We start from the raw sequence: 22,212 nt of genomic DNA, 5'->3' as shown, positions 1-22,212 counted from the left end.
ACAAAATATTTAATATTAACAAACATATTCTTAATAAAAGGTTATAAAAACTAAGTAAAATGCTTATAAAAACAACATTAAAATAATTTTTTACAACAAAAATCATACATAAGAAATATATACTTAATTTGCATATTGAAATAATTTATAGTAAATGACTATTTTTTCTTTTTTTAAAAAATACCTAAGAAAACTAAACGCGACCAAGTGAGGTGCAAGATGAAATTTTGCAAATGAATAATAGAAAAAAATAACCATTTTATTGAATTGAATCGCACCTCATTTTTAATTTTATGACATTGCGGAGCAATTTGATACATTTACAACGGTTATTTCAAAAACATTGTGAGCTATTTATTTTTAGCCGGTTGTATTTTAATTTTCCTTTTTAAAATCGGTAATTTAACACAAATTAACAAAGTTATTAATTTCTTAAAAAATTCACCATTAAATATTGTGATTGGTTCATTAGGGACTGGAAAAACTGCTTTTCTAGTATACGCAGCAAAATTACTAAAAAAGAAGAAATATCACATCGCCGCAACCTTTCCATTATTAGAAACCCAAAAATTAAGTTTAGGGCATATGGGGTTATTAGACTTTGATTATCCGATATTGCCAGACAAAACGTTACTTTTGTGAGATGAAACCAATTTATTTTTAGAAGGAACTGATTGAGAAAAAAATAATACCAAAAACGAAGAAACCGGTATTCAAGAATATTTCGCTTTGGCACGCCATTTCGGTCATATTGTGCTTGCTAGAGGTCAAAGAGATAAACATATTTGAGTTAAAGTTCGTGATATTACCAATAATGTGATTGTGGGAATTCGCAAAAAACCCGTTAATATTTTTCGTCCCTACTTAAAAGTCATCTATGGCACCTTTACGAGCATTGAAGAATATGAACGCTGACGAAACACCTTAATTGATGCGAAAAATAGTAAAAAAGGGCGTCGCATTAAATATCGCGATATTCCTGAACTTGATATTTATTTTTTTAAACTAAAAATTCCTCTACCAATATTAAACACTTACAATTCTTTTTACCTAGCATTTTTAAGAGATTACTTAAATTCAAAAGTAAATCCCGACTATGAAGACAAATACTATACTGACACAGCAATTGATTTAGAAGACTTAGAATACTTAAAAATGGATAAATTTAGCAAATTTTTAAGAAAAATGAAAGAAAAGGAATAATATAAAAAATGGAAAATCTCGCAAAAATGTCCGACTTTCTGGCTCAAATGCTTTATAAAGTTTTTGACTTAATTTGAAGTTTAGAGGTGCCGGGAACAAATATTCAACTAATATTTCCTTTGTTCTTAACACTGGCTGTAGAATTTCTTATGGCAATTATTCTTGGATTTGGTAGTCAACAAGTTAATTTAGAAAAACAACGCCAATATGCGGTTAAAAATAAAGGGCTTTTAAGTGCGTGAGGAAAAACTAAAAAACAAATAAAACCAATAAAAACAAAGCAAGGTAACTAACAATGTTTAAACTAATTATTATTTTTATCTTAATAACTGTTCTTGGGTTATTAGCAGGTAGTCATTTTGAAACCTTAACGAACTATATTAGCGAAGGGCTTGCTAATTTCCAAAAATTTATTACTAGCAATTTAACAATTTTAGAACTATTTAAACCAATGGCTCGGACATTTTCGCAACACCCAATTTTTACCATTCTTGGCGTTACTTGTGTACTTATTGCCTTATTTATTGTGATTAAAGGACGATAAAAATATGAAAGGAGAATTAAAATGAAAAAACTTTTAGGAAAATTATTTAAAAAAGATAATTCAAAAGAAAAAATGCCATTAAAATTAAGAATTAAAAATTCTTTTAAAAAGCAGTGGTTAAAAATAGTATTAAGTATCATTTTCATTTTTATAAGCTTATTAATTTGCGCATTAACAGTAATCGATACTAAATGAATAACTGGAACAAGCGACGAATTTAATAATTTTATGAATAAACAGATGGTTGATTTTTTTGGCAAGTTCAATAGTGGTATTATGCTCTCAGGAATATTTGTTTTTTGATGAGGCGGAGCAATATATTTTGCAATTAAATTTGAAAAATTAATCCGCTTGATTATTCAGAAAATTAAAGCAAAAAGAGCCTTTAAAAATGAAATCAAACAAATTAATTAGCTCTTTAAAAAAATATTGATGAATAATACTTAATTACATTATATTAATATCTTTAAGTATAGTTTTATTATTACATACAGATATTGAAAATTTGCAACAATTTATTAAAAATTTTGGAGCAATTGGTAAGTTAATGATTATAGGTTATTCATTAGTGTGAGTAACCATAACAGAAATGGTAAACTCTTTAATTCGCTTTGTATTAAAAAAGATTAAAAATAGCTGAATTATACTTGTAAGTGCAAGTAAATAAAATTGCTGAATTATACTTGTAAGTGCAAGTAAATAAAATTGCAAAAGATTTCATATAAAAATTTCATGATGCTAAGTTTATTTTAGAAAAAGTAAATTTAAGGAGTTTTTATATGGGATACAAACATCTTGGCATAGATGAAAGAATTTATATTGAGAATCAATTGAAATTTAAAGTAAAAATTAGTGAAATAGCTAAAAATCTTAATCGAAGTATTAGTACTATTAATCGAGAAGTTAATAGAAATAAAGATAATAATCATTATTTTTCATTAATTGCACAAAATAAAGCAGAAAATAGAAAACAATTACATGTTTATTTTCATAAATTTAAAAATAGAGAATTAATAAAATATGTACAACAAAAATTATTATTAGGTTGATCGCCTGAACAAATTTATGGCAGAATTAAAAATTTTCATCAAGAATGAATTATTAGTTTTAAAACAATTTACAATTGAATTTATTCTGGATTACTTGAAAAGGTTACTAGTAAAAATTTAAGAAGAAAAGGTAAGAAACGAAAATCTCAAGAAAATCGGGGTAAATTTAATGGTAAATCCATTAAAGAACGAAATGTTAATAATCGCATAACTCTTGGCCATTGAGAAGGTGATACTGTAGTATCATCACGAGGTAAAAGTAAATCATGTTTAATAACTTTAGTTGAAAGAACATCAAGATTTACTTTAGCAATATTAGTTGAAAATAGAACTACTAAAGTTATTAACAAAAATATTAGTCATTATTTATCAATTCTTCCAAATAATCTTGTTAAGACTATAACATTTGATAGGGGTAAAGAATTTGCTAATTGACAACAACTTGAAAAAAATTTAAATGTGAAAATTTATTTTGCTGATGCATATTCACCTTGACAAAGAGGTACTAATGAAAATACTAATGGTTTAATTAGAGAAAAATTTCCTAAAAAATTTAATTTTTCAAACACTACTAAAAATGCAGTTCATAAATTTATATTGTCTTTAAACCAAAGACCAAGAAAAATACTAAATTATCTTTCGCCAATCGAATATTTGGTTAGAAAAATAATTTAGTTGCACTTAACTTTACAATTTGGCAAATAAAAGAATAATGAAAAATAAAATATTTTAAAAAGGAGTGATAAAAATGTTTATGAAAATATTTACCGTGTTAATTATTAGTTTCAATAACATTTTTACTATTCCCGCAAACATTAACAACGAAAAAACCACAGCACAACTAGTTAGAAATAAAAGAGAAGATAATAAAATTTATGATTTTGAAATAAAAGACTTGCAAAAAGTGAAATTTCATTTCTCACCAAGCAAAAATTATCTTACACAAGTTCAAGTAAATAAAATAGATAATAACAATCTAAATGAAAAATTACCAGAATTAAGATATTTAAACAATCTTAGTTTCAAATTCACACAAGAATTACAAAATAATCAGAATAAACAAAATAATATTAAACAACTAATAACTACACACGGACAAGAAATAACAGAGATAAATGATTCCAAATTCTGAGTAATTAATAAAAAAATAACAATCAAAGCACAAGGCACAAATTTAACTAATTTCAAAGAATCAGTTATTAATAACATGTGAAATTACACATTAAATAGTACAAATGATTTTGAAATTGAAATTGAAAATCCTTAATAACTAAATTTAAAAACTGTTAAAATACTACCCCAAAAGGTGGTTTTTTATGATGACAATACTCTTAAACAACTAAACAACTTTTTTATATTTTGACAAAATAAAAACCAGTAATTTAAGTAAAATTACTGGTTTGAATGTTTTTCTTATTTTTCACGAATAATTAAACTATTGAAGTATTTATAATTAATTTTGGTTCTGCTTCTTGTGTCAAAGAAATTTTTGCTTTTCCATTAAAAGTTATACTGTGTTTAATTATCAGGATTTTTAAAGAGATTTTTAGAATTTACAGCCAAAGTAGTTCCTGCGGAAATAACTGTAACTGTTGGACCAATTTTTGCTGCAATTGCACTAATTTTTGAACCTAATCCAGCCAATGTAGCAGTAATTCCAAGCGAACCCGATGTAGCGGCGGCGGTTGTGCCAACACCAGCAACTGCTATCCCGACCCCGGCCCCGATACCAGCTCCACCTCCTGCCGCTGCAGTTAAACTAGTAGCGGCAGTTGCATATGAAGCAGTTGTTCCTACACTAACTATAGATGCTTCATATGCAGCCACTCCTCCTGTGGCTGCAGCTGCTCCAGCTCCGGCTCCCCCAGCCACCGCTGCAGCGGCTCCGGCAGTTGCAACAATTGCAACAGCAATGCCGGCGCCTACACTGACTCATTTAGTTATAGTACCATTTTTTTCATTGATCTCATCAAGTATTTTTTCATTAAAATTTAAATATACACCCCAAAAAAAATCATTATCCTCATCATCAGCTTTTGCTCAATATGAATTTCGGTTTGTTTTTATAATTAATCCCATTTCATCAAATCTTTTTATTTTAAAGAAGTCGTTAATTTCACTAAAATTATAAACTATTACATTTGCAAGAATTTTTAAATCATCATCTGAGAAATAATTAGCTTTATTAATATCACCAGATGAATTTCTTTTTTCAAAATTATTTAATAAACCTCTTACATAATTATAATCTTGTTCTAATGAAGTTGTTTTTGCATAGTTATCAGATATTTTTTTTCATGTATCATGACTTATTTTAGCAACTAAACGATTAGGGCATAAAAAACAATAGTAATTTTCAATTTTATCATTATTTTCTCTTTTACTTCTGTTTAATTTTTCCAAATTATTTGTTTGTTGATAATTAATTTCATTATTTATTATTTTATTTTCTGATATTTCTGCTGGGGCATTCGCCAAAATTATTGGTGTTATGCCCGATAAGCTTGTAATTGTTGTTAACATAGCGAGTAATTTTTTCATATTAATCAAATCCTTTTCGTGAATTTTTACTAATTAATAAAATTTATAAGAGATTCCTCTTTCTCCAAAAATTAATCTACAGTCTCTTTGCTTTGGAATTTAATTATATATCATTAAATAAGAATTTCTATCATTTTTTCAGAATAGTGAATACTAATTATAAAAAAAAATTTATCATTAAAGCAGAAAAATAAGCTAACTAAACTTTATTAAAATTACTACCCAGAAAGGTAATTTATTATGTTAAAAATTAATAATAATGTAAAAACCCCAGAAAATAAGCATTGATTTAGTTTATTCACAACCCATAAAAATATGTACACCAACAAATGCGAACAACTAGCTAATGAATACGAAAAATTAGATGAATATTTATATAAATATCATTATTGGTTAAAACAAGGTTATAAAGTAGTTCATTTTGCACCAAGAACAATTATTACAATTTTTGGTGAAGTTGTTTTTAAACGACGCCGATATAAATATTGAAATCAAAAATCAGGTAAATTCGAATATGTATGTTTATTAGATAAAGAAATTGGTTTATTGCCCAAACAACGCATTTATTTTGATGTCCAATTTAAAGTTTTAAGTCTTCTAGGCGATGGCAAACGCTATCGTGATGTTTTAGATGCTCTAAATCATTGTTATATTTCAAAAGCTAGTATTTCAAGCATTTTAAATAAATATGATATTGCCGAACATTTTCAACTAGCAGAAAAAGAAACTAAAACTAGAATTGATGCCAAAAATAAGGATTTATATATTCAACTAGATGAGACATTTTTATCGACATTAGATCATAAAGTTAAACAAGACCAAAGAATTCGTTTAGTCACTTTTCATACCGGACATAAAGAAAAAAATTACAAAAATGCTCGTAGAGAATTAGAAAACAAACGAGGTCATTTTCTAATGTTAAAAGTTGGTAAACGAATAAATACAATGGATTATCGTGATTTATTAATTAAAGAATTAAAAAAACATTATGTAAATGTTAATTATGACAAAATAATTGTTTGTGGTAATGGTGCTACTTGAATTAGAGAAATTGCCAATAGTTTTGGTAATGTTAGATATATTTTAGATGGTTATCACGCTATTAAAAAATTAAAACAAACTGCATTTAATATTATTTTTGAAAATCGTAAAGTAGAACTAAATAGTTGAATTGAATTATATAAGGATGGAAATCATCAAGAATTAATTAAAAACATTCGTAATGTCGCTAAAAATGAATTAAATAAAGATATTAAAACAAATTTAAGAAAAGCGAGTAATTATTTCAGTAATAATAAGCAAGGTATTCATAACCAAAATTTAGAATGAAATATCGGTTGTAGCATTGAAAGCGATGTATCGCATTTAATAAAACAACAATTAGGATATGAAGCAAAAATATATAATCATAAGAATTTAAATAACTTATTACATTTAAAAATGGCAAATTTAAACAAATTAAATTTATTACATTATATTAATGAAAATATTAATTCAGAAATAGAAATCAGAAAAGAAATATATAAAAAGTCATTATGAAATAAATATAATAATAAAAATGATGATAGTTGAATTAATTATAAAGGTAATGCTATAACAAATAAATATAATAGATTTAAGTAAGCAAAAATATTAGTTAAAATTTAATAAAATTAATAATTTTTCATTGTGTAAAAATTCAATAATATGATAAAATGGTAATGAATAAAAATGACAACAACAAGAAAGGCAGGGTTAGTTTAGTAATTAAATAATATAATTAGCTGATTGTTTTACTTCTTCAAAGCAATACCTAAGAAAACTAAACGCGACCTTGCAATTTTATTTACTTGCACTTACAAGTATAATTCAGCATAATTAATTATTTAATTTTCACTGTTAAAATAATTGTGACGATAAAAACTACGATTTTCTAGTCCGCCAATGCGTTGTGAAAAAGCTTCATTTTCAATTTGTTCTAAACCACTATCAATCGCATAAATTCTCGCATCTAAATTATCAATATGATGCAAAATTTCTGCTTCCATAATTTGTGGTAAAACTGGCGAACCATATTCATTTTTACCATGACTTGCTAAAATCATATGTTGTAATAAAACTACTTGTTGCATATCTAATTGTAATTTCTCGCCAATGGTAGCAATTTCACCAGCCATAATTGAAATATGTCCTATTAATTTACCTTGCACACTATATTCAAATGTTAAATCACCTTGTAATTCTTTAGTTTTTCCCATATCATGTAAAATAATTCCCACATATAATAAACTTTTATTAATTTTACGATCATTATAAATTTCACAAATCGCTTTTGCTGTTTGTAACATAGTTAGTGTATGTCACATTAATCCCGAATGAATATTATGATGATGTCTAATCGCTGCTGGAGAAATTTTAAAACGATCTTGTTGCGTCTTTAAAATTTCTTCAACAATTTGTTTTCAAACATTATTTTTAATCTCCCCAATAAACTCATTAATTTGTTCTCACATTAAACTTTCACTAACTGGAGCACTTTTAACAAACAAATTAAGATCTGCTTCTTGTAAAGGAATAATTTCATAATTATTAATTTTAACTTGTAAACTTCTTTGATATTCTGAAACTAAACCATTAATTTCAACAATTACTCCTGCTTGTAATCTAATTGCATCTTCGCGTTGTGAATTTCATAAGCGGGCTTCAATAAGTCCTGTTTTATCTTTTAAAGTTACTGTTAAATATGTTGCTCCATTACTTGCTGTTCCTTGATTAACTTTTTCAACTAAGAATTTATCAAGAACATTACTATTTGCTTTTAAATCTTTAATCATCTAATTTCCCTTTCTTTAAATGTAAATAATTTTTTTCTAAATCGGAAAACATTAATTCCATTTTTATTTTTGCTGCTTTCACTGATTTATCAACACAAACAAAATAAAATTTAATTTTTGGTTCGGTACCACTAGCTCTTATTGCCAACCACGAACCATCATTAAAATAAAATTTTAATAAATCTTGGGGAGGCATATTATATAAACCTTGCAAATAATCTTCTTTTTTTGCTAATTTAATATTATTTAAACTAACAATTGAATCTTTTCTTAACTTTGCTAAAATCGTCTTAATCGCTTTTTGCCCACTAGTACCTTTTAAAACAACATTAACCGTATTAAAGTAAAAATATCCATATTTTTGATAAATATCTTCTAAAACATCTACCAATGACTTATTTTGTTGGCGATAATAATTGCAAGCCTCAGCAACAACCATTGCTGCGGCAATACCATCTTTATCACGAGTTAAATCTTTAACAACATAACCATATGCTTCTTCAAAACCAAAAACAAAATTTATATTCCGTGTCTTTTCTTTTGCCATTTCATTACCAATTCATTTAAAACCAGTTAATGTTTTAATAACTTCACAACCATAAGATTTTGCTACCAAATCACTTAAATGACCAGTAACAAAAGTATTATACATTACTGGATTAGATGGCATAATTTTTTGCTGTTGATAATGACTTAATAAGTATTCTAACAAAATTGGTGCTGTTTCATTACCATTTAATAAAATATACTCATTATGATGTAAAACTGCAATGCCAATTCTGTCACTATCAGGGTCATTAATAATAATTAAGTCAGCATTATTTTTCTTAGCATATTTAATAGCTAATGTAAAAGATTCAGCAACTTCGGGATTAGGTGATGGTGTATTACTAAAATTAGGATCAAAATCTCATTGTTCTTTAACAGGAATAACTTGATAATTACTACTTTGTAAAACATTCATTACTCAATCACGACTAGTACCGTGCTGATTAGAAAAAACTATCTTAATATCCTTTTGTTCATTAGGATAAAATTGTAATGCTTTAACATCTTTAATATATTCTTCTTCAACAATAATCGGAACAGTTTTTATTAATTGTTTTTGAATTGGTTTTAGTAACTTAAAGACATCCTCAATAGCAATATTTTCCATATTATTACCAACTTCATCAGTAACAACTGGTAAAAATTGACAACCATTTTCATCATAAATTTTAAAACCATTATATTCATGCAGATTATGGCTAGCAGTAATTACAGCACCAGCTAAAGCATTTAATTTTCTCACACTATATGATAATAATGGTGTTGGTCGTAAATCATTATTAGTAAATAAGTATACAGGAATACTATAACTAGTAAAAATATTAGCTACTTCTTGACTAAATTCTAATGAATAATGACGATTATCATGAGCAATAACAATTCCTTTTTGTAATTCATCCATTTCATAATGTTTTTGTAAATATTGGATAAAAGCAATTGTTGCCTTCCTAATATTATAAATATTCATTCTGGCAATTCCAGGTCCCATAATCCCACGAATTCCTGCTGTACCAAAACTTAATGAATTACTAAAAGCATCAATAATTTCTTTTTCATTCATTGCAATTAACTGCTCTCTTAATTGTGGTTCTAAATCATTATTATTTAATCATTTTTGGTATTCTTTTTGATACGCCATATTTTCCTCCTATTAATTGTTAATCCTTATTAATTTTACTATAAATTTAAAGTAATATCTTATTTTTAATTTATAAGCCAAATTGTAAAGTTAAGTGCAACTAAATTATTTTTCTAACCAAATATTCGATTGGCGAAAGATAATTTAGTATTTTTCTTGGTCTTTGGTTTAAAGACAATATAAATTTATGAACTGCATTTTTATTAGTGTTTGAAAAATTAAATTTTTTAGGAAATTTTTCTCTAATTAAACCATTAGTATTTTCATTAGTACCTCTTTGTCAAGGTGAATATGCATCAGCAAAATAAATTTTCACATTTAAATTTTTTTCAAGTTGTTGTCAATTAGCAAATTCTTTACCCCTATCAAATGTTATAGTCTTAACAAGATTATTTGGAAGAATTGATAAATAATGACTAATATTTTTGTTAATAACTTTAGTAGTTCTATTTTCAACTAATATTGCTAAAGTAAATCTTGATGTTCTTTCAACTAAAGTTATTAAACATGATTTACTTTTACCTCGTGATGATACTACAGTATCACCTTCTCAATGGCCAAGAGTTATGCGATTATTAACATTTCGTTCTTTAATGGATTTACCATTAAATTTACCCCGATTTTCTTGAGATTTTCGTTTCTTACCTTTTCTTCTTAAATTTTTACTAGTAACCTTTTCAAGTAATCCAGAATAAATTCAATTGTAAATTGTTTTAAAACTAATAATTCATTCTTGATGAAAATTTTTAATTCTGCCATAAATTTGTTCAGGCGATCAACCTAATAATAATTTTTGTTGTACATATTTTACTAATTCTCTATTTTTAAATTTATGAAAATAAACATGTAATTGTTTTCTATTTTCTGCTTTATTTTGTGCAATTAATGAAAAATAATGATTATTATCTTTATTTCTATTAACTTCTCGATTAATAGTACTAATACTTCGATTAAGATTTTTAGCTATTTCACTAATTTTTACTTTAAATTTCAATTGATTCTCAATATAAATTCTTTCATCTATGCCAAGATGTTTGTATCCCATATAAAAACTCCTTAAATTTACTTTTTCTAAAATAAACTTAGCATCATGAAATTTTTATATGAAATCTTTTGCAATTTTATTTACTTGCACTTACAAGTATAATTCAGCATAAATTAATTAAAAGCAAATAAAATAGTACTCTTTATTAAGAGTACTATTACCAAAATTTTCTATCAGTTTTTAATCAGTTACTTTCTAATTATTGATTTTGTAAAATTATTTTAATTGTTAACGATTTATTAATTTTCTTTTGATATTCTTTAGCAATTTGCAATGCTTTGGGCAAAGAAAAAACCTTATATAATCATTTATCATTATGCATAATTCGAAATAAATTTAAGTCTTTTTGTTCAATAATTAACATTCCGATATCACATCCTCATAATATTCTTGATAATTAATAAATGGTGAATAAATAACCTTTCCTTGTCAATAATCAGGACTATCCAACTCCATTAATCAAGCCAATGTGGCTGTAATATCATATTGAATAGTTTGCTCTAAAAACTGCCCTGTATTTTTAACACCAGCACCATAAAAGAAAACTGGTACTTTAATCTCATAATCATTAAAATTACCGTGGCAATCATCACCTTGACCTTTGCCACCATGATCAGCAATAAAAACAAATAATGTATTATCTTTCATTTCGGGAATATGACTAATCGTTTCTAAAACTTGTTTTACCCACAAATCAACTTGCAACGCCATTGTTTTAATTTCTGTTGTTTGATGACCAATCTTATGTCCAACAGTATCTGGTTCATTAACATAAACAAAAGATAATTCCGGTTTTTTAGCAATTAAATATTGACAATAATCATCAATAATCATCTGATTAGGTTTAATGTTATCATTACTACTAATTCAAATAGTTTTCTTAGTTGGTTTTCAAGAATCAACATCTTTAACCATCACATTACTTCAATAATCTAATGAATTAACATCTAAAATATATTGGAATTGCGATCACCGAAAAAATGCTGCTGTTTTCAAATTAGTTTGCTTTTTAAACAATGTAAAAATACTAGGGACATTTTTATTATTCACATAATCATAAACACTTTTTGCGTCACCCGTTTCGGAATCTCATTGCGTACGCCCATGAAAATTAGGTGCGGTCCCACATAATAACGATGTTCAGTTAACACTAGACATAATCGGAACAACACTCCGACTATTTAACGAATATGCGCCTTTTTCCATTAACATTTTAAAAGTACTTCCAGCATTATCTTCTAGTAAATATGATCCATAAGCATCCGACCCAAAAATAACAATATACTTAATATTATTCAACATATTTTATTCCTACCTTATGCAAAACCTCATAAATATTAGTCGTTGAAGCTTGAACTAAATCAACACCAAGTAAATAAGCAATTATTGATGCAATATCAACATTACTAGTTGGTCTAACAATTTTATGAGTTTTCCCTTGTAAATGACTATCAATTATATTTAAAGGAATAACTAATTCACGCGAATCTAATCCGCCTTGATTCTCAACTCCTTGATGATATCCACCAGATGTTGAAGTAATAATAACTGTTGATTGGGGATTTTTCAAAATCATTTCATTAATAGCAATAACTTTTTCTTGCAATAATGCAGCATACTCATTAGTATTGAAACCTTGTTTAATACCAATATCATACATTTCGTCATCATAAATAGTTAATAACTGATATTCATTAATATTAACATCAACATAATTAATGGTATCCTTAACAATAAACTCATCTAACAAAAATTTTTCCAACATATTTTCAATCATATGAAAATTAGTAATTATACTTAATTTATAATCAGGCTTTTGCTTTTTAATACTATAAAAAATTGTTGGATACATATTATCCTTAGTATTCAAAACCGCCGTAACCAAACGATTGTTTTCTCAATTAGTAACCCCATGAAACTCCAATGGCGCACCTGTTAAAATTGAAGCCATATTATATGGTGGTAAAGTTGGTAAAATGGCACGATGCTGTTGAAAATAAATCATATTTTCTTTTGGTAATGTTTGCTTTAAACTATTAATTTTAGTTGTTAGCCCTGCAAGAACTATTAAAATAATATTTGTTCGTGGTTTAACAATCTTCTTAGTTTTTTGATAAAGCATTAAAAGTCTCCTTCCTTCTATCTAGTTGCTATTATAACGCAAAAAAAATGAAAGAAAATTCAAAATTAATAATAATATCCCACACCCAAATAAAAACTGCTTCTTAATAAAAATAAGAAGCAGTTTTTAAAATTATTAAATAATAAATTACTTAAAACCGTTGGTGTTGTCTTTTAGTATCAATATTTGATAAATCAATAACTAGCGGTTGATCATCTTTTTGAAGTAATGCTTGAAATACTTGATAAACAATAGTATACATAAAAATTAAATTTATCGTTGCTCCAATATTACTAAAAAATCCACGATCTTCACGACTAAACATTTGACTTAAATAACCAATAGTATTAATTACAAGAACAATAAGCATTTTAACTAATATAAAAATAATACTAAAACCAATCATTAACTTAGCAAACTGATCATTAAATGACTTTACTGGCACATTTTGTAAAGAATTACTATCTGGTAAATTAACATTTTTTAATTTACTAATTGACAATAAGCCCATCACCCCAAATAATAAGAATACCCCAGCAATACTTAAAGTAATAATAAAGGGTTGTTTTATATTAACAATTTCACTATTAAGATTTTTTGTCAATAGTAAAACAGCAGTAAAAATTATTAACATCGCACCTGATAAAGCAAAAACACTTGATTCATGTAGTGCCATTTTTCTTTTCGCTTTAATACCCGTCTCAATTCTTTTTTGATCTAATGAAAGCAACATAAATCCAGTAAAAAATGTCATATTAAAGAAACTATAAACTAAAATTAATCAACGATGTTTAATAAATTGCTCATCATTAAGTGATATTGCTCATTTAATAATTAAAGCACTATAAATTAATTGCATTGCTCCAATATAAATAATTAATGCCATAACTGGAAAATAACCCTTATTTATAATATCAGTAATTACCGTACGAAAATCATTATCATAGGCTGTTAACTCCGTAATTTCATTTCTTAATACTGCAATTGTATAAAAAGTAATCATTGTTAACACAAAGAACGCGCCAATAAACACAAAAACATTAGCAAAAATTATAAAAAAACGGCGAAATGCAAAATTAGAATTTCTCATTATAAAAAACCTCCTTCATTTAATTATATCCTATCTTGTTTAAAAAAGAAAAACAAAATATCTAAACGGTCGCGTTTAGTTTTCTTAGGTATTTTTTAAAAAAGAAAAAATAGTCATTTACTATAAATTATTTCAATATGCAAATTAAGTATATATTTCTTATGTATGATTTTTGTTGTAAAAAATTATTTTAATGTTGTTTTTATAAGCATTTTACTTAGTTTTTATAACCTTTTATTAAGAATATGTTTGTTAATATTAAATATTTTGTTTTATTAATTATTTTTCAAGTAAAAAGGTAATAAATTTTTAGTTGCTTTTCTTTCAAAATTATTCAAATCTTTACCCACCTAACAAAAATTTATGCGCCCTATCTGACATTTTTTAAAGCATCTAGTCAACTAGCAAGCAATATTATAAAATAATACCGTTCCTTGAAGATAAATAACAAAGTGAAAGATTTTTGCAGCATTAGAAAAATTAACTACCACTTCAATATTAGAATCAATTTTTTTTAAATCATTATTAATTTTTTCTGTTAAATCATCAAGATTTTTAAGATTAAAAAATATTTGGTTATCTTCAAAATATTCATCAATTAATCTTCGCTCATTTTCAATATTATATTTAATATTTTTTAATCTTAACTTAAATATTTTTGTCGGATTGTTAACTAGTATAACTTCTAACTCATCTCTTAAATATTTAAAACGCCGATTACCATCATCACTGTTAATATTAATAACCTTTAAGTTAGCAATCTTTTGTTCTAATTGATAATTAATTTTTGCCAAAATATCATTAATATTACTAGTCGGGGAAACATCTAAATCATATTCTTGATTAAAAAAATCTTCAACTTCATCAATATCATTAGTACCAACATTAACTTTATTAATTGTAACTTTAAAAATAAATTTATTAATACCAAAATTAAGACTAAACTCTAAATCATTATTAGCAAAAGCTTTAAGTTTTGTTGTTGCTTCACCAGCATTAGTTAATTTTAATGTCATTTGCGAATGAATTTTACTTTGCAGATTACTTTGAATCTTATTCACAGCAATTGCTTTAGTATCATCACTAGTAAATAAAATGCCAAATTGTAAAGTTAAGTGCAACTAAATTATTTTTCTAACCAAATATTCGATTGGCGAAAGATAATTTAGTATTTTTCTTGGTCTTTGGTTTAAAGACAATATAAATTTATGAACTGCATTTTTAGTAGTGTTTGAAAAATTAAATTTTTTAGGAAATTTTTCTCTAATTAAACCATTAGTATTTTCATTAGTACCTCTTTGTCAAGGTGAATATGCATCAGCAAAATAAATTTTCACATTTAAATTTTTTTCAAGTTGTTGTCAATTAGCAAATTCTTTACCCCTATCAAATGTTATAGTCTTAACAAGATTATTTGGAAGAATTGATAAATAATGACTAATATTTTTGTTAATAACTTTAGTAGTTCTATTTTCAACTAATATTGCTAAAGTAAATCTTGATGTTCTTTCAACTAAAGTTATTAAACATGATTTACTTTTACCTCGTGATGATACTACAGTATCACCTTCTCAATGGCCAAGAGTTATGCGATTATTAACATTTCGTTCTTTAATGGATTTACCATTAAATTTACCCCGATTTTCTTGAGATTTTCGTTTCTTACCTTTTCTTCTTAAATTTTTACTAGTAACCTTTTCAAGTAATCCAGAATAAATTCAATTGTAAATTGTTTTAAAACTAATAATTCATTCTTGATGAAAATTTTTAATTCTGCCATAAATTTGTTCAGGCGATCAACCTAATAATAATTTTTGTTGTACATATTTTACTAATTCTCTATTTTTAAATTTATGAAAATAAACATGTAATTGTTTTCTATTTTCTGCTTTATTTTGTGCAATTAATGAAAAATAATGATTATTATCTTTATTTCTATTAACTTCTCGATTAATAGTACTAATACTTCGATTAAGATTTTTAGCTATTTCACTAATTTTTACTTTAAATTTCAATTGATTCTCAATATAAATTCTTTCATCTATGCCAAGATGTTTGTATCCTATATAAAAACTCCTTAAATTTATTTTTTCTAAAATAAACTTAGCATCATGAAATTTTTATATGAAATCTTTTGCAATTTTATTTACTTGCACTTACAAGTATAATTCAGCAATTTTATTAATTGTTTTTGTAATTATTATTTTTCTTGTTAAAAAAGATATTAATGATGAAAAAATCCATATTGGATTGTTAAAAGCAATAGGATATCGTGATTGAAAAATTAGTTTTAGTTTTTTAGGCGTAATTAGTTTTTCAAGTATTGTGGGCTCGTTTTTAGGTTATGGAGCTAGTTTATTTGTGCAATATTTGTTATCAGTAGTGTATGTTAATCATATTCAGTTACCATTATCTTATATTACTTTTGATTGAGTAATTTTCTTAATTGTTGCGTTAGGACCGTTACTTTTTTTACTAATGATTACTTATATTTTTGCGAATGTATTTTTAAAAAAACCACCGTTAGTATTATTAACTCCTAATATTTCACCACAAATAAATGGTATTAAGTTGTTTTTTTAAGATTAGGTTCATTTGCGCCTTTTAAAGTTAAAGTTTCATTTTCATTAGTTATTAAATCATTTAGTCGGGTTGTTGTTATTATTGCAATGATTTCAACAACAATTCTGTTAATGTTTGTTTTTGTAACTTCAACGGTTGTTAATGATTCAATTAATAAGTCTTTTTCGCCGATAAATTATCATTATAATTATTTTTATGATAGTAGTTTTTTACTGCAAAATGATAAAAAATCTTTTAAGTATCCTTTTGTTAAAGTAGAAGAAATTAACATTAAAAAAACAAAACTTGGTTTGTTTGACTTATTAATGTTATATGGTGATAATAAATTACAATTAGAAACAATTTTTAAGGATTATTATCTTCCTGCTCCGTTATTAGATTTAATATATAGTCAATTAAATGGGTTTATTAGTAAAATTGAAAACAGTCCTGTTAGTGAACACGAAGCAATATATAATAAATTAACAATGGCAATTAATAACTTATTTTCTTTTAAAGAAACTGTTAGCGTTCAACAAACACAAATGGTTATTGAAAACTGATTTATTTTACGGGAATTAGCGGATCTTTCAAAAACAACTAAAACTGATGCTGAGGGTAATGTTAGAAAAGTAATTACAACAAATATCGGTTTTGATTTTGTTCCTTATCAAGAAGCTAATGAGTTACCATATTTGTTCTTCTTGGTGAAGCGATTAGTAATAATAATAAGGCATTAGGAAGTTTGATGGTTCATAGTGTTGATTTTGAACATCACAAAGCGTTTTTAAAATTAGAAGATGAGAATGAAAATAATTTATATCCATTATTAGAACAAGAATTAGTCAATTGAAATGAAGCTAAAGATATTAATGAACCAATACCATTAGTAATTAATTCAGTAATGGCAACTTTGCACGATTTAACAGTTGCTGATTATTTTGTAATTGAGTTTAAATATAATGATACTATCCAAAAAGTAAATTTTAAAATTGTTGGGATTGCTGATTTTTATCAAAATTCTTATGTATATGCACCCCTTGATGCGATGCGTTTTGTTTTTGGTTTAGATAATAATTCTTATAATGCTAAATATTCACAACAAGATAGTTTAGAAGTTCAAGATTGAATAACTTTAAGAACTGGATGGTAATAATAATTTACAAGGTTTAAAACCATTGTTAAATTCATTATTGGATATGAGTGCTGTTAAGCAAATTGCTTTGAAATATAATATTATCATTGCAATTATGATTGCAATGATAATATTTTTTGCAACGACAATTTCTGTGGTTATATTAGTAATGATTACTAATATTGTTATTACTGAGAATAAGAAGATGATTATTGTTTTTCAAACTTTAGGTTATAAAATTCATGAAGTGTCAAATATTATTATGAGTGTCTATATTCCAACGATTATTATTGCATTTTTAGTTGACGTGCCAATAAGTATTATTATTTTAAAAGAATTATTTATCTTTGTTGCGAAATTAACTGAATTTAGTTTACCGGTTAATTGACAGTGATGACATATTATAGTAGGGATTGCTATTGAGTTAGTAGTATATTTGGTATCATATTTTGTTGGTGTTTTTAAACTTCATCAACAAAATATTGTGCAAAAAATTAAGGAATTTCAAGAATAGAATTTTTTAATGTATAATTTAAATAATGCGAAAAAAGCAGGATAACATATTTAAAAGGAGTTTAATAGTGAAAAAAAGGAAATGACAAGGTTTTAATCTTGGAAAACTCAAAAACTATTACATTCTTAAAAACGCTTTTAAATCAATTTTAAGAAATAAGATTCAAATGATAGGATTAGTTCTTTTAATAGTTTTAACGGCAGTTATTTTTACTTTAATGTATACAACAACACAAAGAATTAATAATTCTTATGAGAATTTTATTACGGCATCTAATTTACATCATTTTGTTGTTGATTTAAGAAATAAAAATCGGATTCCAGGAAAAGAAGCTGATGAAACTGATGTTAATGTTCAAAAGGCATTAGTTGAGAAAACTGCTTATGTTCAATGAGCAATGGAAAAAGTCAGAGTTGCTAATGAAACAAATAATAATTTTGTGTTTGCATATCGTGAAGGACGAATGGTTTCTCGTGTTATTGATAATAATGTAAGTTTGTTTAAAGTTATTGCTCTTGAAATTCAAGATACAATTGATAAATTAGTTATTACAGAAGGTCGCAATATTGAAGCTGAGCAGGAAGTGGTGTTATCACCTGAATTTGCTAATGAAAATAAATATCGTGTTGGTGATATTATTTGTTTACAGTCAGAACAGTGTGATGTTAATAATCCTGATAACAATGCTTTAGAAATTGTCGGGCTAGGAACTTCTGTTGATTATATGTTTCCCCAACTTGATTTAACAACGCCAATTCCTAATCAAGCGCGTGAGGGAATGGCATTTGTTCATCCGCACCAATTAGGACTTTTTAGTCCTAATAATACGCAATTAATTGAAAAAGGTATTAAATGACAATATAATAAAAGTGTTGAAAAAGTTTCGTTAACTTCTGAAGTTGATCGTGAAGGATATTTTGTTGCTCAGTGAACTGCTGGTAGTGAACAAAATATTTCCTTAATTCAAAAACAATTACAAGATTATTTTCTTAGTAATGATGGTAATAATGATTTTGTATTTGCGGTTAATGATGCCAATTATCCTGAATATGATTTTAGTGGTCGTGTTAATACGCTAAAAACAATTTTGGTTGCTTATCAAATTATGGCGATTGCTTTGCTATTAATGGTGCTTATCATTGCGGGATTTGTGATTGCATTAGTAACAAAAAAACGCGTTCAAAATTCTCGTACGCAAATTGGTGTTTTAAAAAGTTTAGGTTATTCTTCGTTTAGTATTGCCCAAGGGTTTTTAGTATATCCATTAATTTCTGCTATTGTTGGGGGAATTATTGGATATTTAGTTGGTATTTTTTTACAAATTCCTATTATAAGTGTATTTAATTGATATTTTACGCTTCCATTAGGGAAATTTAGTTTTAATTGGCTATCATTATTATTTTCAATTGGTGGAACTTTTCTTTTATTAGGTTTAATAACAATTGTGGCCTCAATTTGATATATTAAAGGTAGTCCTTTGAAATTATTGCATCCTGAAGAAAATATGGGGGCAACGATTTTAACAAGATGATTTAATTATTTAAATCGTGGCAAACAATTTACAACGCGGTTTCGTTGAGCAGTTTTTTCAAAATCAATTACGAAGATGTTAACAGTAATGATTACAATGGTTTCAGCAACATTGTTATTAACATTTTCCATTACGGGTCCAAAAGCTTTACAAGATATGCGAACCGCAACTTATAAGGGAATTAATTATGAATCAATTACTGAATATGAAACTCCGATTTGAAATTCAATGCTTTCATCATATGGTGTTTATAATCCAGAAATTACAAATAATCAACAAGGGATTAATGGTGATCTTTATTCTCCAAAATTAATGGTTGAAGAGGAAATCAAGCCGAATGTCAAACGCTATCGTCCGATGTTGTTAGAATTAATAAAGCTCGCAACTTTAAATTATCGTCTTTTTGATTTAAATTTTTACCTTAATTCAATTTTAACGAAGTTAGAGCCAACAGCTACATTAACACCGTTTAAAGATATTACTTGCATGCTGGCGGTTGATGGTTGGAATGATAAAACAGAAGCCGAGCAGGCAAAGTATGCAATTACTGATTGTATCATTATTGGTACGACAAAAAAGTCGCCTTATTTTGTTCGTAGTAAGTTATCATCATTAGAATTAACTTTAAGAAAAATTGAAGTTAGTTTAGCAATTGATATTTTACAGTCGGGAGATTTAATGAATCCTACTGCAGAGTTTACTAATGGTAATCCGTTAACTTTACAAGAAAATAATGGCTTTATTGATGAAATGACTGTTGCTGCTACTAATGATGCTGATTATAAAAACCGCTATGATGTGGTGTTAAAAATTTATGAAGAAATTAAAAAGCGACTTAATAATGGTCAAAGTGCTAATCCAAGTAAAGATGATGAACAATGAAATCGGTATTTAAATAAGGTGATAATAAAACTGAAAGCAATTGCTAATGATTTAGAACTTACTAAAACCTTTAATATTCAATTTGGATTGACGCCCTATAATCCTGATGAAGATGAGTTAGCAACTTATTTTAAACCTAATATTGAAACAATTTCTCGTGGTAATATTACTTATGAAAATAAAAAAATGTTAAAGCTTAAAGCTTATGGTATTGAACGAAGTAGTAAAATGAATCTTTTGTTAGATAAAGATAATAATAATCTTTTAGAAGCAATGTATGAAAATCATTCGCTTAATGCGGAAATTATTCCTGTAGTTATTAATCAAACTATTGCTAAACATTTGCAAATTAATCAAGGTGACATTTTAGATATTAATCCTAATAAGCAATCATTATATTCTAAAATTGCTATGGCTGATAGTAAGATTGTTGACCTGAAAAAATGGCATCTAAAAGGATTAAGTACTGGTTTTCAACAAGTGACAAATAATGATATTGTAGGAGTTCAAGGATTGTATTTTTCAATGGGTGATGTTCCTTCACCAATGTATGAGAAAATTACTAGTGGTGATGTTTATATTAAAACTGAAGATAATCAAAATCAAAAAATGCGCGTTATTGGTATCCAAGAGGGTTATGGTGATCCTAAAATGTTTTTACCTAAATATGATGCTGATGTGATGTTAGGTTATATTGAAAAAGGTAAAAGTTGAGAGCTTTCAGAACATTATGAGAAAATTAAAGATATATTTCAAGAAATTACTCACTTTGCTAATGATACAACGCCAGAATTTAAGCAAAGATTTCCTAATATGACTTATGATGAGGCTGTGCAGGCAATGTTTCCTTTGTTTAATGCTAAATTTTCATTAAATAAAAATATTACTGATATTACTGATAGTATTAGTGTGGCGCAAATGTATGGTGATTTTACGCAGTTAACATTAAATGGTATGGTAACTAAAGATGAGGTTTCTGGTGATTTAGTTCAAAAGTATATTGGATTAGGACAAGGAGCAATTGCTTTTGCAATGCCGATTGCAACACATCAATCGGTATTTGATGAAATTAAAGGTATTGCTGATTCAATATTATGGGCTTTTATGGCGATTTCTTTATTAATATCATTTGTGACAATTTTAATTACTTCTAATATAATTATTACTGAAAATAGTCGGTTAATTGCAACAATGAAAGTTATTGGTTATAGTGATTATAAAATTAATTGATTAACATTAGGAATGTATTTACCCATTGTGTTTATTGCTTTTGTTATTGGTTTTCCTGTGGCGTGGGTAATTATGAATCAGTTAGTTAATTATTTAGCATTGAATTCAACCTGAGTTATGCCGTTTTACTTTAATTGAGGACTAATCTTTGCGGTTTTAGTGATTATTTTAGCAATTTATGCGATTACATTTGTTGTTGGTTGATTTATTTTAAAACGCGTCAATCCAATTGAAGCTTTAAAAATAAATGATTAATTTAGATAT

22 protein-coding genes are annotated in these 22,212 nt (G+C 26.3%); 12 read left to right on the top strand and 10 right to left on the bottom strand.

Annotation, left to right across the window (positions count from 1 at the left end; all coding sequences use genetic code 4):
• Nucleotides 1-219: 219 nt before the first annotated feature.
• The 6 genes from AAHN02_RS00825 (at nucleotide 220) to AAHN02_RS00800 (ending at nucleotide 4,063) form a co-directional block, all read left to right on the top strand.
• Nucleotides 220-1,203, top strand: a complete 984-nt coding sequence (locus AAHN02_RS00825; protein ID WP_342277841.1) for a hypothetical protein — start codon at nucleotides 220-222, stop codon at nucleotides 1,201-1,203.
• An 8-nt stretch (nucleotides 1,204-1,211) separates the two neighbouring features.
• Nucleotides 1,212-1,496 carry a hypothetical protein gene (locus tag AAHN02_RS00820; RefSeq protein ID WP_342277840.1) on the top strand — a complete coding sequence of 95 codons (285 nt, stop codon included), beginning with the start codon at nucleotides 1,212-1,214 and terminating at the stop codon, nucleotides 1,494-1,496.
• Between the two features lie 2 nt (nucleotides 1,497-1,498).
• Complete coding sequence (locus AAHN02_RS00815) at nucleotides 1,499-1,747, top strand: hypothetical protein (protein ID WP_215826579.1); 249 nt, start codon at nucleotides 1,499-1,501, stop codon at nucleotides 1,745-1,747.
• Nucleotides 1,748-1,768: 21 nt separating this feature from the next.
• Nucleotides 1,769-2,161 (top strand): hypothetical protein, encoded by a 393-nt coding sequence (locus tag AAHN02_RS00810; RefSeq protein WP_342277409.1) that lies wholly within the window; start codon nucleotides 1,769-1,771, stop codon nucleotides 2,159-2,161.
• A 365-nt stretch (nucleotides 2,162-2,526) separates the two neighbouring features.
• Nucleotides 2,527-3,471, top strand: coding sequence for an IS30 family transposase (locus tag AAHN02_RS00805; protein WP_342277839.1), 945 nt, complete (start codon nucleotides 2,527-2,529; stop codon nucleotides 3,469-3,471).
• Between the two features lie 79 nt (nucleotides 3,472-3,550).
• Nucleotides 3,551-4,063: a hypothetical protein gene (locus AAHN02_RS00800; protein WP_342277838.1), complete on the top strand. Its 513-nt coding sequence runs from the start codon at nucleotides 3,551-3,553 to the stop codon at nucleotides 4,061-4,063.
• Between the two features lie 251 nt (nucleotides 4,064-4,314).
• On the opposite strand, the gene AAHN02_RS00795 is transcribed toward AAHN02_RS00800, so the two are convergent.
• The gene (locus AAHN02_RS00795) at nucleotides 4,315-5,337 is read right to left on the bottom strand and encodes a hypothetical protein (RefSeq protein WP_342277837.1); all 1,023 of its coding nucleotides are present in this window, start codon (nucleotides 5,335-5,337) and stop codon (nucleotides 4,315-4,317) included.
• 240 nt (nucleotides 5,338-5,577) lie between these two features.
• Between AAHN02_RS00795 and AAHN02_RS00790 the strand changes: the two genes are divergently transcribed.
• The gene (locus AAHN02_RS00790; protein WP_342277836.1) at nucleotides 5,578-6,960 is read left to right on the top strand and encodes an Mbov_0401 family ICE element transposase-like protein; all 1,383 of its coding nucleotides are present in this window, start codon (nucleotides 5,578-5,580) and stop codon (nucleotides 6,958-6,960) included.
• A 242-nt stretch (nucleotides 6,961-7,202) separates the two neighbouring features.
• Here the strand turns inward: AAHN02_RS00790 and AAHN02_RS00785 are convergent, their stop codons facing one another.
• The 9 genes from AAHN02_RS00785 to AAHN02_RS00745 all read right to left on the bottom strand — a co-directional run bounded on the left by AAHN02_RS00785 (nucleotide 7,203) and on the right by AAHN02_RS00745 (nucleotide 16,109).
• Nucleotides 7,203-8,150, bottom strand: coding sequence for a 3'-5' exoribonuclease YhaM family protein (locus AAHN02_RS00785; protein WP_342277835.1), 948 nt, complete (start codon nucleotides 8,148-8,150; stop codon nucleotides 7,203-7,205).
• Nucleotides 8,143-9,837 carry a phospho-sugar mutase gene (locus AAHN02_RS00780; protein ID WP_342277834.1) on the bottom strand — a complete coding sequence of 565 codons (1,695 nt, stop codon included), beginning with the start codon at nucleotides 9,835-9,837 and terminating at the stop codon, nucleotides 8,143-8,145. The genes AAHN02_RS00785 and AAHN02_RS00780 overlap by 8 nt, the downstream gene beginning before the upstream one ends.
• A gap of 100 nt (nucleotides 9,838-9,937) precedes the next feature.
• A complete protein-coding gene (locus tag AAHN02_RS00775) occupies nucleotides 9,938-10,882 on the bottom strand; it encodes an IS30 family transposase (protein WP_342277809.1) in 945 nt (314 codons plus the stop codon).
• A gap of 199 nt (nucleotides 10,883-11,081) precedes the next feature.
• Nucleotides 11,082-11,246 (bottom strand): hypothetical protein, encoded by a 165-nt coding sequence (locus tag AAHN02_RS00770; protein ID WP_338968912.1) that lies wholly within the window; start codon nucleotides 11,244-11,246, stop codon nucleotides 11,082-11,084.
• Nucleotides 11,240-12,181, bottom strand: a complete 942-nt coding sequence (locus AAHN02_RS00765; protein WP_342277833.1) for an alkaline phosphatase — start codon at nucleotides 12,179-12,181, stop codon at nucleotides 11,240-11,242. Before AAHN02_RS00765 ends, AAHN02_RS00770 begins: the two co-directional genes overlap by 7 nt.
• Nucleotides 12,174-13,004 carry a hypothetical protein gene (locus AAHN02_RS00760; RefSeq protein ID WP_338968910.1) on the bottom strand — a complete coding sequence of 277 codons (831 nt, stop codon included), beginning with the start codon at nucleotides 13,002-13,004 and terminating at the stop codon, nucleotides 12,174-12,176. The genes AAHN02_RS00765 and AAHN02_RS00760 overlap by 8 nt, the downstream gene beginning before the upstream one ends.
• Before the next feature lie 151 nt (nucleotides 13,005-13,155).
• On the bottom strand, nucleotides 13,156-14,094 hold the full coding sequence (locus AAHN02_RS00755) for a hypothetical protein (protein WP_342277832.1): 939 nt from the start codon (nucleotides 14,092-14,094) through the stop codon (nucleotides 13,156-13,158).
• 401 nt (nucleotides 14,095-14,495) lie between these two features.
• Nucleotides 14,496-15,215 (bottom strand): hypothetical protein, encoded by a 720-nt coding sequence (locus tag AAHN02_RS00750; protein ID WP_342277831.1) that lies wholly within the window; start codon nucleotides 15,213-15,215, stop codon nucleotides 14,496-14,498.
• On the bottom strand, nucleotides 15,216-16,109 hold the full coding sequence (locus AAHN02_RS00745) for an IS30 family transposase (RefSeq protein ID WP_338967881.1): 894 nt from the start codon (nucleotides 16,107-16,109) through the stop codon (nucleotides 15,216-15,218).
• A 109-nt stretch (nucleotides 16,110-16,218) separates the two neighbouring features.
• On the opposite strand from AAHN02_RS00745, the gene AAHN02_RS00740 reads away from it, so the two are divergent.
• From AAHN02_RS00740 to AAHN02_RS00720, 5 genes are all read left to right on the top strand, one after another.
• On the top strand, nucleotides 16,219-16,677 hold the full coding sequence (locus AAHN02_RS00740; RefSeq protein ID WP_342277830.1) for an ABC transporter permease: 459 nt from the start codon (nucleotides 16,219-16,221) through the stop codon (nucleotides 16,675-16,677).
• 110 nt (nucleotides 16,678-16,787) lie between these two features.
• A complete protein-coding gene (locus AAHN02_RS00735) occupies nucleotides 16,788-17,396 on the top strand; it encodes a hypothetical protein (protein WP_342277829.1) in 609 nt (202 codons plus the stop codon).
• Between the two features lie 5 nt (nucleotides 17,397-17,401).
• Entirely contained in the window at nucleotides 17,402-17,809 is a 408-nt protein-coding gene (locus tag AAHN02_RS00730; RefSeq protein ID WP_342277828.1) for a hypothetical protein, read from the top strand.
• A gap of 25 nt (nucleotides 17,810-17,834) precedes the next feature.
• On the top strand, nucleotides 17,835-18,305 hold the full coding sequence (locus tag AAHN02_RS00725; RefSeq protein WP_342277827.1) for an FtsX-like permease family protein: 471 nt from the start codon (nucleotides 17,835-17,837) through the stop codon (nucleotides 18,303-18,305).
• Between the two features lie 67 nt (nucleotides 18,306-18,372).
• Nucleotides 18,373-22,203, top strand: coding sequence for an ABC transporter permease (locus tag AAHN02_RS00720; protein WP_342277826.1), 3,831 nt, complete (start codon nucleotides 18,373-18,375; stop codon nucleotides 22,201-22,203).
• Nucleotides 22,204-22,212: the final 9 nt, after the last annotated feature.

It is taken from the genome of Spiroplasma endosymbiont of Nephrotoma flavescens (assembly GCF_964030835.1).
In the GTDB taxonomy this organism is placed as follows: Bacteria; Bacillota_I; Bacilli_A; order Mycoplasmatales; family Nriv7; genus Nriv7.
The sequence above is the reverse complement of the archived record's forward strand: the minus strand, read 5'-3'. Positions and strand labels throughout refer to the sequence as shown.